Here is a 12,689-nt window from a genome sequence, read left to right as displayed (position 1 = left end):
GGGGAGAGGTGGTGAAGTGGGGACGCGGGGACGCGGGGATAGGGAGATAGGGGGGATGGGGGAGAGGGGAAAGTAAAGAGGTTGAGGGGAAGTTTAGAGAGGTTGTTAGGAAATGGATGAATGGCTAATATTCGATCGTTTAAAGAATTGCGGGTTTGGCAGCATGCGATTGTCAGCGCAATGAAAATTTTTGAAATCAGTAAGGGGTTTCCGAGGGAAGAGAAATTTTCTTTAACTGATCAAATTCGGCGTTCGTCAAGATCAGTGGCCGCCAATATTACGGAAGCTTGGAGAAAAAGAAGATATCCAGCCGCGTTTGTAAGTAAGTTAAATGATGCAGAGAGTGAAGCAGCAGAAACACAGACCTGGATTGAAATTGCGTTTAGATGTGGCTATTTAACTAAAGAACAAGCAAAGGATTTAGATATGCAATACGAAGCAGTTCTAAGTCAGCTAGTAGTCATGATTTCTCAAAAAGAAAAATGGACAATTCCCGCCAAGACTACCCGATAGCTAACCCTCCAATCTCACCCCATCCCCCCATCCCCGCGTCCCCCCCTCACCCCTCCTCCCCCCCCTCCTCCTCACATTGCCAAATTCTCAAACACCCCCGCTGCCCCCATGCCACCGCCGACGCACATAGTGACTAGGCCGTAGCGGATGCTGCGACGCTTCATTTCGTGCAGCAGGGTGGCGGTGAGTTTAGCGCCGCTACAGCCAAGGGGATGGCCGAGGGCGATCGCGCCGCCATTAACATTGACAATTTCTGGATTGAGGCCGAGTTCACGGATAACGGCCAGCGATTGAGCGGCAAAGGCTTCGTTGAGTTCAATCAGGCCAATATCTTTTAGCTCCAGTCCCACCTGTTTCAAGACTTTGGGGACGGCTGCGATCGGGCCAATGCCCATAATGGCCGGGGGAACACCTGCGACTGAAAAACCCAATAAGCGACCGAGGGGTTGGAGCGCTAGCTCGTGCATCAGCTTTTCGCTGACGACCAAGGTGGCGGCGGCTCCGTCTGACATTTGCGATGAGTTGCCGGCGGTGATGCTGCCTTGGGCGTGAAAGACGGGCTTAAGTTGGGCTAAGGCATCCAAGCTGGTATCTGCCCGTGGCCCTTCGTCGTTGTCAAAAATCAGTTCGTGAGTGTGAGGCTGACCGCCGATGTACTGGGTTTGGCGTACTGTTACCGGAATAATTTCGTCTTTGAAGCGACCGGAGGCGATCGCGTCTAAGGCTTTTTGGTGCGATCGCAGGGCAAAGGCATCTTGGTCAGCACGGGCAACGTGGTACTGTTCGGCAACTTTTTCAGCCGTCAGCCCCATGGTGATATAGGTTTCTGGCGCTTCAGCTAGCTGCTCAGGATTGGGCAAAAACTGGTGGCCTCCCATTGGAATTAGGCTCATCGACTCCGCTCCGCCAGCCATAATGGCGTCGGACTGGCCAAAGGCGATCGCCTGGGTTGCCATAGCAATGGTTTGCAGCCCAGATGAACACAGCCGATTCACGGTACAGCCCGCGACCGAGTCTGGCAACCCAGCCCGCAACGCGATCACCCGACCCAGGTTGTAGCCCTGCTCAGCCTCCGGCATGGCACACCCCATAATCACATCGTCAATCTGGTGAGAAACCAGTGCGGGTACTTTTTCCAGCGCTCCCCGCACTGCTGCTGCTCCCAAATCATCAGGACGCGTATGACGCAGGGTACCGCGTGGGGCTTTACCAACGGCGGTTCTGACACTGCTGATAATGTAGGATTTCATAGTTCTGACTTATGGATGAATAGGATTGAGATAGGAGGAGGTGGGGGGTGTAGGGAGAGGGCGACGCGGGGATGCGGGGACGCGGGGAGGGGTGTGTGGAGAGAGGCGGGGGTTTTGAAAGAAGGTGGTTGGCTAAAAGCTAAGGGCTGAGGCCAGAAGGAACACTTTTCTGTCAGGGGCTTGTAGCCATTGAAGGGTCTCAACACGGGTGACTACACCTGTAAACAGGTAGTTGAATCTCTTGGTGTCTTTCCCCCTCCGCGTCTCCCCTTCTCCGCGTCCCCCCTCTCCCCCCTCTCCTTGCCCCTAATTCCTCAAGGGCTTCTTCGTCTTCAGCATGTGCAAAATTCGTTCTTTGGTTTTGGCTTCGTCAACTAGCGGTAAAAAGTTATCGCGCTCTAGTTGCAGCAGGTAGGCGTCATCTACCTGAGCGGGTACGGTGAGTTCGCCGCCCGTGAGGACGTAGGCAAGGCGGTGGGCGAGGGCGCGATCGTAGTCGCTAATGTAGCCGCCTTGGTGCATGACGTAGGCCATGTGGTCTAAAACGGCGCGGGCAGGTTGACCCAGCACCGGAATCGGGTTTTGTGGTGGCGGCCTGTAGCCAAGGACATCTAGACAGAGGACTTCGTGCTTGGCGATATAGAGGCGGCGATCGCTATTGATAGTCACCTTAGCTGTGGGTAAGAGAAAACCTAGCGCCTTGGCTTCGTCGGCACTGTTAGCCACTTTGGCCATGCCAATAGTTTCAAATACCTGCTTCAGCCAGGGCAAAATATCAGTGGGGCGATCGCTAATGGCCTGATTTGCCGCCCACCGGGCTAATCGCATCAGGCCACCCCCCGCCGGAATTAAGCCCACCCCCAGCTCAACCAAACCAATATAGGTTTCAGCAGCGGCCACGACATGGGGGCAGGCCATTGCGAGTTCGCAACCCCCGCCTAGCACCCGCCCCTGAATCGCGGCCACAATTGGTTTGTGGAAGTAGTAAATCCGCTGCACCAGGGTCTGAAATTTTTCTAGTAGAGCCGCAATACCGCTGTGGTGACGGTTAAAGGGATTGAGGTTTTCCCACTGGGCAATTTTGCCAACTTCCGCCAGGTTAATGCCAACACAAAAGTTGTCGCCTTCATTGCCAATCACCAAACCTCGCAGGTCGTCGCGTTTTTCTAGCAGGTTCAAGACCTCCTCTAAGCCGTCAATGACCTTAGCGCTGAGGGTATTGGCCTTAGAGCGAAATTCGTACAAAGCAACGCCATCCCCTAGGTCTAGCAGCGCAGCTTCAGGATTGCGCCAGAGGGTGGTATCAGAGTCGCTAAGGTGAATTTCGTCAGCAGGCACCGCCAGCGGTACATACTGCTCACCGGGAACGTACACTCGGCCATTGGCTTGATAAAACCCTGCCGTACTGGTTGCTTGCAGCCGCTCTAGCCAAGCTGGCAACGAATAGCCAGCTGCCTTCAGGTCGCTCAGGACGGTTTCAAACCCCAGCACATCCCAAATTTCAAACGGGCCAAGTTCCCAACCAAATCCCCAACGCAGGGCGCGATCTATCTCCACCGGGCTGTCGGCAATTTCAGGAATACGGTTAGCGCTATAGGCTAACGTGGCTAGCAGGGTTTGACGGAAAAAGTCACCTGCTCGCCCGCGATCGCGATAAAGCTTTGGCAACCGTTCTGTTAAAGGTAGTTTTTTTAAGCCGTCTAGATTGCCTAAGTGCAGCGGCTGAGCCGACTCGTAGGTCAAAGTTTGGGGATTAATCGATTGAATTTCACCTTTGACTTTTTTGTAAAATCCCTGACCGCTCTTGGCTCCTAACGTCCCGGTTTCAACCAGTTTGCGCATCAATTCCGGGGCTTGAAATAAATCTTGCCGTTCATCAGTGGGGATAGCAGGGTAGAGATTGTCGGCCACATACAGTAGCGTATCTAGCCCGACTAAATCAGCCGTACGAAAAATGCCCGACTTGGGCCGACCCACCAGCACGCCTGAAAGGGTATCAATCTCTTCAATGGTGTAGCCTTGCTCGGTCAAGGCTTTGACTCCCAGCAAGGTGACAAAAATGCCAATACGGTTGGCGATAAAGTTAGGCGTGTCTTTAGCAATGACAATGCCCTTACCCAAGTACAGTCGCCCAAACCACTCCATTTGCGCTAACACTTGCGGATTAGTTTCTGCCGTCGGAATTAGCTCTAGCAGCTTCAAATAGCGAGGGGGGTTGAAAAAGTGAGTGCCTAAAAAGCGCTGCCGAAAAGCTTTAGAACGTCCCTGGGCGATCGCGTGAATAGATAAACCACTGGTGTTGGTCGAAATTACCGCATCGGAACGCACCGTTTTTTCTACCCGCGCCATCAGCTCATGCTTAACGGCTAGGTTTTCAACCACCGCCTCAATCACCCAGTCCACATTGGCTAAGCGATCGAAGTGTTGATCGTAGTTGCCCAAGATGACGCGCTGCGCCGTCTTCTGCGTATAGAAAATCGGCGGTGATTGCTTGAGCGCTTTCTTAAAAGCTCCTTCAACGAGGTCGTTTTTGTCACCTGTTTGGGCTGGTAAATCGAGCAGGTGAACGGTGAGTCCGGCATTGGCGAGGTGGGCGGCAATTTGGGTACCCATAACGCCAGCACCCAGGACGGCAGCGGTTCGAAATGGCTTAAACATGATGCGTTTACCTTAGAATGCAGCGGGTGGGGGATGGGGGATGGGGAGAGGTAGGGGAGATGGGGACGCGGGGAGGGGGGATGGGGAGAGGTAGGGGAGATGGGGACGCGGGGAGGGGGTGGTAGAAAAATAGCAGGATGGTAGGGGTAGGACGGGTTTAGCTAATGGGTTGGGCAATACTCGAAATTTTGTCTGTAAAACCTGTGCTTGCATCTGGGCGATCTGGGGGGAGAAATTTGTCAATAATGCGTTAAAGATTGCGCATAGGTAGGACAGGCAGCAGCAGGTACCATTGGGCAACTCTCCGACAGATCTTCCTCCCCCCATCCCCGCGTCCCCCCATCCCCGCGTCCTCCCTCCCCATCCTTACCGTAAAGGGCTGCAATCACAGGGGCAAATTCTTTAAGCACCGCCACCCGGTTAAGGCTGCCGTCTGGGTTCAAGCAGCCGTTTTCAAGGGTGAGAACAGCGTTGACTAGGGCAAACTTACGCACCGTAGACCAGTAGGGCAGATGGCAATTGGCTGCGTCAATGAGGGCTTGATAGCGAGCGGTGATGCAAGCGTGTTGTAGCAGCGCCTCGGTGGGCAAAGACAGCCCCATGGCGGCAGCTTCTTGGTGCAGCGCAGCCAAATTGGGAAAAATCAGCATGCTGCAAAACTTGTGATTCGCGCCAACGGCGATCGCCTGCTCAACCAGGGGCGATCGCGCCAGATCTTGCTCTAGGGGCAATGACGAAACATACTTTCCGGTTGAGAGCTTAAATAGCGGTTTCTTAACGCCCGTAATTTTGAGAAAGCCCTCTGGGGTAATTTCGCCCAAGTCGCCTGTATACAGCCAGCCCTGTTGCAGCACCCGTTCGGTGGCGACCGGATCGCGGTAATAGCCCTGCATCACAAAGGGGGATTTGACTAAAATTTCGCCATCGGTTGCCAGGTCAATCTCGACGCCCGCAATCGGCACGCCCACCGTCCCGGCGCGATTATAGTTGCCCCGGTTGTAGCAAAGTACCGCACTGGTTTCGGTGAGTCCATAGCCCTGCAACACCGGAATGCCTGCGGCTGAAAAGACGTTGGCAAGTTCTGCCTTGAGAGCCGCACCGCCGCTAATGAGGGCTTTGAGGCGATCGCCAAAGGCTGCCCGCCATTTAGCAAATACCAGCCGATCGGCTAGCTTTAGCTGGAGTCGATAAAGGCGAGAGGGAACGGTGCCCAGTTCATAGCGATGAGCAAGCTGTAGCGCCCAGTTAAACACCGTTCTATCAAACTTGCCTAACCGCTGGCCGCGATCGCAAATGCGCTCGTAAGTCTTTTCAATCAGACGGGGCACCGTAATCATAATCGTGGGTTTAACCGTTCTCAGATGTTTGACAACATGATTGGCATCCGAGAAATAGACACTGTGCCCATAGGCCATATGCCCATAGAGAAACACCCGCGCAAAGATATGGGTCAGCGGCAAAAAGATCAGCGCCACCTCTTCAGCCCCATAGCCCAAATCAGGATAGCTGCTAAAAGCGGCAATCACATTTGCGGCAATGCTTTCGTGGGTGAGCATGACGCCTTTGGGTCGATGGCTATCGCTGGCAATGTAGAGGATAGTAGCCAGATCAGAGGGTGCGATCGCCGCTTTGAGGTCATTGATCCGTTCCGGTGACCTGTGCGCTTGCCCGCGCGATCGCACCTGATCTAACGACAGTAATTGCACCCTTTCAGGCAACGCCGCTAATCTCGAAGGCGGCAGCGGCAGTTCATGCAAGAACTGCGGCAACTGCAAACAGTCTTCGGGGGGTTGGGGGGAAATGTTTGTCTGAACGAGTTTTTCAGCCGTTGGCTGGTCTGCGGTGGGCATATCACGATACGCCCCTACGGCATGTCCCCGCGTTCCCGCGTCCCCCTGCCCTCGCGTCTTCTCTAGCCCCTCTCCTACCACCACACTCCGCAGCGACGGTACTTGCGCCAAATAAGCCGCTACTTGCTCTAGCAATTCTGTATTCGAGACAATCAAAGCGCTGACTTCAGCATGCTTCAGACTGTAGATAACGTTTTCAATCGTTTGAGTCAGGTCAATCGGAACGTTGACCAAGCCTGCAAGCAAACAGCCCATATCAGCTAGACAAAAAGCGACATCGCCAGACATCATCAAGGCCACGCGATCGCCTGGTTGCAGCCCCATATCTAAAAGTCCAAGGGCGATCGCTGCCGCAGCCGCCCGAAAATCGTTGTTAGACATCGACTGCCAGCGCCGATTGTGCCAGTGGTTAAAGGCCAGCGCATTGGGAAAGCGATCGCAGGCTTGATCTAACAGAGTGGGTAAAATTTGATTTAAAACTAAGTTGCCAGCGTTAGGCGGTGCCCGATAAATAGCGCAAGCCGTCATTGCTTTAACAAGAGAACTTAGCTCTTGACAATAAATTTAAAAACAGCACCCTGGCAGCTTCAAGGTGTTCAAAGAAGCTCAAACTTAGCGCTTTTTGGCAACCGCAACAGTCGCCTCAAGAAGAGATAGCGCTAATGATTTGAACACCCGCCAACTGCTGATTTTTTCAAATAGCCTGACAAAAGCAAAAAATATCTAAGATTGCCAACAAAACCAAAAGAAAGGACAATTCTAGAAATTTTGTCTACTTATCAGTCATTTGAAACTATTTTTAGAATCAACTGCAAACGAGCAGCTACAAGCAACTCTGACTAAGACAGCAGCAGATCTCAGAAATTTTCCGTAAAGATTTGACGTTGTTTTAATAACTCTGAAATCAATCTGATTTAATATTCAGACTCAGTTGAGATGAACCTGAAAACATTCTTTGAGTTAAAAATGCAGTGACTCTTAAAATCAATCCTTAACTGTTGATTGATTTTTATTTAGTATAGCGGTTTACCTTTTGCACTGCCTACGAAAACATCTTCTTCGCAAGAAAATGCAATAAACAAAACTAAACAAATCCAGGGATTTATCTGAATTGTAGAAAACGCAATCGACACGCGATCGCAACCAGAAGCAGCCTTTGCAACGACTCAATCTTGACAACGGCTAAGCTTATTTTCTTGCTGGCAAATGCCCTAACTGCCTCAGTTCATTCGGGGCTATAGCCCACCACCTGTAGAAACATTGCAGTAGCCGCTAGCAATAAGCCCCCTCAATTGCTGAAAGCCGCTGACAGCAAAGCTTTTCTTCTGCTCTCTGCCTTTTGCCTTTAGCTACCTTTAGCTATAGCGTCCTTGTTGCAGAATTCGGCTATTCTTGAGATGCAATCCTCATTAACTTGAGATGTGCCCCAGTTGCCGTAGTTCTGCTCGGCCAGGGCACAAAAAGTAAACTATTTAAATAAAATTCAGGGGGTGCGGTATGGTTTACCAACCCAAGTATTTCAAGGGATGGTCGCAAGTTGCGTTTCCGGCTGGCAAACAAAGTTATACAGTGGCGATCGCCTGGTGGCTGGCTCAGTGTTCTCAGCTTGCCTACGAGAACAAAATCACGGTAGCGACTGAGCTAAAACAGGCTGGTTTTGAGCAAATTGCTTTTTTTGACGCTGGCGGTACTCAAGCCTTCCTAGCAACGCATCCCGGCGTTAACACAGGTGGAAAATTCGCCATTCTGGCCTTTCGCGGCACAGAACAAGACTCCATTGATATTTTGACCGATATCAATTTTGTCAAGCGACTTTTCCCCAACGAAAATTTAGTTGAAGCTGAGCCTCAAACAGTCAAAGCCACGCAGAAAAGCCCCAAAAAGACAGCCAGCTTTTACGCCCACGGGGGTTTTTTAGAAGGTATTTACAACGTCTGGGGCAGTGCCCTTAGTCAAGACATTCAAAGCCTTTACCCTGAGGGCAAAGTTGAGTGGAAAGGAACGGCGGGCATTAGCGAAGCGATTAATGACTTAGCCGCCGACTTACCGCTTTATCTAACCGGACACAGTCTAGGAGGCGCATTGGCTACCTTGGCTGCTTACAAGGCGTTGGTCTATCGTCAGGTAACAGGGTTATATACATTCGGTTCGCCCAGAGTGGTACAGCAGCCTTTGGCAGAAGCCATTAACGCTGACTTAGCAGGACGGCTGCACCGGGTTGTCAACCACAACGACGTAGTGCCAAGATTACCGCCTCGTCTGCCGCCAATTTTAGATTTTCATCACGTTGAACAGTTGGTGTATTTCACCAAGCTGCGCAAACATAAGCACATGACAATTACCAACATTGTGCTGTCAGACACTGGCGTTTTAGCGCTTGCCTTTTTAGAAATTATTCTGGCGCTGATCTCTTTCAAACGCTATATTCCCCGGACAATTTTGAACCATCGAATTGCTGAATACGTCAAAGACATCGAGCGCGAACTCAGCTTAACTGCCTGATGTCGCTCGTCTCAGCGTCAGTGGATGGGTGAATTGGTTCAATACAGTTTGGGCTGTCGTGACTGGGTTTGTTGACTTGCTTGCCCACCGCAAAACCCTGCATATCTGTAGCCGGGTAGGGCGTCAGTAACGCTTGCAAAGCTTCTACCTGTTGTTCTTGGGGGTCGAGCCAGCGATCGTAGCTAGCCGCCGCCAAAATGACTGGCATACGGTTATGAACTTTGGCCAGTAAGTCGTTGGGGGTTGTCGTCAGCAGCGTACAAGAGGTAATCGTGTTGTCTTGATGGAGCCATTGCTCCCACAAACCAGCAAAGGCAAACGGCAGGCGATCGCGCTGTTGAAAATAATAGGGCTGCTTGGTTTTGCTAGCCGCAGAACGGTGCCATTCGTAAAAGCCATCGGCAACTATCAGACACCGCCGTCGCCGAAAGGCGGCTCGAAAGGAAGGTTTTTCGGGTGCTGTTTCGGCACGGGCGTTAATCAAGCGGTTGCCGATAGCAGGGTCTTTAGCCCAGCTAGGGATTAAGCCCCACCGCATCCAGCCATGTTGACGACCCGATTCAGTCGCCGTGATTACAGAAACCGACTGAGACGGCGCAATGTTGTAACGCGGGGTCAAAAGCGGCACTGTCTCTAGTTCAAAAGCTGCCGCAATCGCTTCTCCCGAATGGCTTTGAGTATAGCGTCCACACATTTAAGCTAACTGAGTGCGACGTTCTGCTTCAGCAGCGATCGCCTGAATGTTTTCTTTCAAGCTGCTTTCAAAGATACTGTAAAAAGCACCGTCTAACAGGCCAATGTCAGCTTGAGCAGTTACCTGTTGGGTGATGAGCGTTTGCAGAGAACCAGAAGCACTGTCGGCAATGGCATCCAGCCGCCAAAAACCTTCTAGCGTTTCCAAATCGCCTGCAATCAGACGGAACTCAATTTCTCGCTCTTTTTCAATGTTTTCTGTTCGCAAAGTAGATTCCAGCGTCGTCAGCATCACGTCTCGACTATCAACTTGCTCAACCACTTTGCGATTGCCAGCGGCTTCAATTACCCGGCTTGAGACCACAGTAGGCAGAAAACGGGCAAAATTTTCGTAATCGCGAATGACCGCCCACGCCGTTTGCCAATCCGCCTTTGCCAGCACCATCGCCGTATACTGGCCGTTTTCGCCCATAACTACCACTCCCTCCTGTTGCAGAAGAGCGCGATCGGGGGGCGCTAAATGACTCATCAAATTGTCGAGAGAACTGACGGGAGGCTGGGAAATGGACATGAGAAGGGGTCTTTTTACAGTTCTTAATGCTGTTACTGTAAACAATAGCGTCCGGATTGGCCTCTAGAAACCGATAGAATCTTGACGCCCAGTTGATCTAACTTTTAGGTGAGTTATGCCTGAATTAGAGTCGGTTTTAGCGGCCTATCGGCGTTTTCCCGGCGAAGTGCAAAGCCTGATGCTCAGTACCCTCAACGCTGACGGTAGCCCTCATGCGAGCTATGCTCCCTTTATTGTTGACGAGCAGTATCGCTTCTTTATTTTTACCAGCGGTTTGTCTCGCCATACGCAAAACTTACAAACCAACGGCAAAGCTAGCATCCTGCTGATTGTAGATGAATCTAAAACGGTGCAAATTTTTGCGCGTCAGCGACTTAGCTATGACTGCACTGCTCAGCTAGTTGCCAAAGATAATACTGGCTGGACTCAGCTTTGCGATCGCTTTCAGCAGCGTTTCGGCAACATTATTGAAATGCTGCGCAGCCTGCCTGACTTTCGGATTTTTCAGCTAACGCCCTATGACGGTCGCTTTGTGATGGGGTTTGGTGCGGCTTACCAAGTCGATCCTGACCACCTTGAAAACCTCATACCTGAGCCAAAAAGGAACTCATAAAACGCTGTCAGCTATTAAGCCTCGTTTTCCTGGCGTGGCAGCACGCCGTTTAAGAAGATATCAGCCAAACCTTCGGCAAGTTCCTGCATATCTTGGGGAGAAGCGGCATCGGCCAAAGTCATCTGGCTAAAGCCTGCAACTGTAAACATGCCAAGAAAAATCCGGGCTACCACGCGGGGATTCAGACGTCGATAGGTACCGCGATCCATAGCGGTTTGAAAAAAGGCTTCAGCTACATCAGTCATTTTGACAATCACTTCGGCCTGGATTTGCTCTCGCAACTCTGGATGAAACTGCGCTTCCATAAAGCACACTCGCATCATGTCTGAATTTCTCGGTAAACTCAGCATGCGCCGCCGCATCACTTGAGCAACGGCTTTGTAGCTAGCCATTTCGCTCAGTTCCGTTAGTAAATCGGTCAAAATTTCAATCCAGCCCTGGGTAGCCACTTCAATTAAAATGGCTTTTTTACTGTCAAAGTGACGAAACAACGTTCCTTCTGCTACGCCTGCCGCTTGGGCTAAATCTCGCGTTGTGGTGCCGCCGTACCCTTTTTGAGCAAACAAACGCTGCGCCGCCCGTAGAATTTTGGTTTGCGTTTCTCCTTCAGTCAGAGGCGCTCGATTAAAAATACGCATTAGAAAACCTTGTCACGACGGGCATTAGCGCTATTGTCCTCTGATGCTTCCTGGAATGGCGCATAGCTTTACAGAACCTCATAAAACGGCTGACTTCGCTACTTTCCCCCTTAATATTTCTTGAGCAGAGCCAAAAATAACAGCAGACACCCTGGTGGGTGCCTGCTGTTCAAAAAGTTAGCGAAAACTCAGGTTCGCCTAGTTGCCAGACTCAGCTTGGCGATCGCGAATGAACTCAACTACCTCAGAATCAGGGAAAAGCCTAACAGCTTCTAAAAGGCGATTAAGCTCCTCATTATCAGGAGATTCCATTTTTTGAAGAACCGCTTCTAAGGCAATAACTTCGACTTCAATGGTGGCCTCAGCGCCGTTGGTTTGTTGCTCAAACTGGTCAATTAATACTTGCAGGTCTTCTCTAGCGAAAAACATGGGTACCAACGTTTCTTCCCCAAGCTGAACGGGCAAGTAACCCCCATTAATGCGAGCCACAAACAAGGGAACGCCAGCAAACTCTTCCCCCGCTTCGGCCTGAGCCGATTCTAATTCTTCCGAGTCAGGAATATAGGCAAAATCAACCGTTTCGCCCCCTTGAGCTTGCGCCTGGGTATATAAGTCGCTCAGCCAGATGGAAGCTACCCGCGCTTCTGCAGCAAAAGGTTCGTTATTTTCTTGGGCATTTTCTAAAAAGCCTTCTGCGCCTTCTCCATCAATAAAAACGAGCGGCACTTCAACGGCTTCCCCACCGTTAGAGGCCGAGGCCATCAGCGATCGCCCCTCGCCATCTACAATAATGAAGACTGGTACGGTTGAAAGTTTATCTACAATTTGCTCTTGGGTAAGCGCTAAAGCCCGCAATCCCCCTATAAAAAGAGAGCCGAGCAACGTTCCTCCAACCAAACCTAGAGTGGCAATCCGCTGAACTAACGATTTCATAAAAGCTCCTGGTAAACGTACCAAAGTAGTTTCAACTCAAATACAACAAATACAAGCAGTTTTCACTAGGCCATTTCTCAAAATTCAGCTATTGAGGCTATTGAGAGAAGTGCCATTTTTTGTGCCCTTGGCCAACAAAATTTCTTTGAAAATGTTTCGTGGATACTCCATTCAACCCTTGACCCCAGGATGCTAACAAGAGTTCCACCCTTTATGCCCCTTCCGCTATCTACTCTAACTTCCAGGGCAACTAAAAAAATTCAGGAAAAACCCAGCACTAGCGAAATTATAAGTCGTTAGCAGTCTTTGAATGATTTCAACGTTAGTTAATACTAATCGGGATGACAGGATTTGAACCTGCGACATCCTGCTCCCAAAGCAGGCGCGCTACCAAGCTGCGCTACATCCCGTTCATTGTACATTTTTCGTATTCAAGTATAGCTTGCTTTGCTCTAAACAGTACGGCTG

The 12,689-nt window shown here is 50.9% G+C and carries 10 protein-coding genes and 1 tRNA gene; 3 read left to right on the top strand and 8 right to left on the bottom strand.

Annotation, left to right across the window (positions count from 1 at the left end; all coding sequences use genetic code 11):
• Positions 1-120 precede the first annotated feature (120 nt).
• Positions 121-513 carry a four helix bundle protein gene (locus ACTS3T_RS16335; protein WP_377966596.1) on the top strand — a complete coding sequence of 131 codons (393 nt, stop codon included), beginning with the start codon at positions 121-123 and terminating at the stop codon, positions 511-513.
• A gap of 71 nt (positions 514-584) precedes the next feature.
• Here the strand turns inward: ACTS3T_RS16335 and ACTS3T_RS16330 are convergent, their stop codons facing one another.
• From ACTS3T_RS16330 to ACTS3T_RS16320, 3 genes are all read right to left on the bottom strand, one after another.
• Positions 585-1,763 carry an acetyl-CoA C-acyltransferase gene (locus ACTS3T_RS16330; RefSeq protein WP_377966594.1) on the bottom strand — a complete coding sequence of 393 codons (1,179 nt, stop codon included), beginning with the start codon at positions 1,761-1,763 and terminating at the stop codon, positions 585-587.
• A 306-nt stretch (positions 1,764-2,069) separates the two neighbouring features.
• A complete protein-coding gene (locus tag ACTS3T_RS16325; protein WP_462935260.1) occupies positions 2,070-4,421 on the bottom strand; it encodes a 3-hydroxyacyl-CoA dehydrogenase NAD-binding domain-containing protein in 2,352 nt (783 codons plus the stop codon).
• Between the two features lie 239 nt (positions 4,422-4,660).
• Entirely contained in the window at positions 4,661-6,799 is a 2,139-nt protein-coding gene (locus tag ACTS3T_RS16320; protein ID WP_377966590.1) for an AMP-dependent synthetase/ligase, read from the bottom strand.
• A gap of 969 nt (positions 6,800-7,768) precedes the next feature.
• Between ACTS3T_RS16320 and ACTS3T_RS16315 the strand changes: the two genes are divergently transcribed.
• Complete coding sequence (locus ACTS3T_RS16315; protein ID WP_377966588.1) at positions 7,769-8,773, top strand: lipase family protein; 1,005 nt, start codon at positions 7,769-7,771, stop codon at positions 8,771-8,773.
• On the opposite strand, the gene ACTS3T_RS16310 is transcribed toward ACTS3T_RS16315, so the two are convergent.
• Both ACTS3T_RS16310 and ACTS3T_RS16305 read right to left on the bottom strand, forming a co-directional pair.
• Positions 8,757-9,467 (bottom strand): SOS response-associated peptidase, encoded by a 711-nt coding sequence (locus ACTS3T_RS16310; protein WP_377966586.1) that lies wholly within the window; start codon positions 9,465-9,467, stop codon positions 8,757-8,759. The genes ACTS3T_RS16315 and ACTS3T_RS16310 overlap by 17 nt on opposite strands.
• Positions 9,468-10,037 carry an SRPBCC family protein gene (locus tag ACTS3T_RS16305; protein ID WP_377966584.1) on the bottom strand — a complete coding sequence of 190 codons (570 nt, stop codon included), beginning with the start codon at positions 10,035-10,037 and terminating at the stop codon, positions 9,468-9,470.
• Between the two features lie 115 nt (positions 10,038-10,152).
• Here ACTS3T_RS16305 and ACTS3T_RS16300 point away from each other — a divergent pair, with 115 nt between their 5' ends.
• Positions 10,153-10,650, top strand: a complete 498-nt coding sequence (locus tag ACTS3T_RS16300; RefSeq protein WP_377966582.1) for a HugZ family pyridoxamine 5'-phosphate oxidase — start codon at positions 10,153-10,155, stop codon at positions 10,648-10,650.
• Positions 10,651-10,664: 14 nt separating this feature from the next.
• Here the strand turns inward: ACTS3T_RS16300 and ACTS3T_RS16295 are convergent, their stop codons facing one another.
• The 3 genes from ACTS3T_RS16295 to ACTS3T_RS16285 all read right to left on the bottom strand — a co-directional run bounded on the left by ACTS3T_RS16295 (position 10,665) and on the right by ACTS3T_RS16285 (position 12,631).
• Positions 10,665-11,288, bottom strand: a complete 624-nt coding sequence (locus ACTS3T_RS16295; RefSeq protein WP_377966580.1) for a TetR/AcrR family transcriptional regulator — start codon at positions 11,286-11,288, stop codon at positions 10,665-10,667.
• Between the two features lie 198 nt (positions 11,289-11,486).
• A complete protein-coding gene (locus tag ACTS3T_RS16290; RefSeq protein ID WP_377966578.1) occupies positions 11,487-12,221 on the bottom strand; it encodes a Tic22 family protein in 735 nt (244 codons plus the stop codon).
• A 336-nt stretch (positions 12,222-12,557) separates the two neighbouring features.
• Positions 12,558-12,631 (bottom strand) — tRNA-Pro (locus ACTS3T_RS16285).
• Between the last annotated feature and the right edge of the window lie 58 nt (positions 12,632-12,689).

This window comes from Almyronema sp. (assembly GCF_052168255.1).
Lineage (GTDB): Bacteria > Cyanobacteriota > Cyanobacteriia > Phormidesmidales > Phormidesmidaceae > Sphaerothrix > Sphaerothrix epifaneia.
This window is presented reverse-complemented; position numbering and strand designations above follow the sequence as displayed.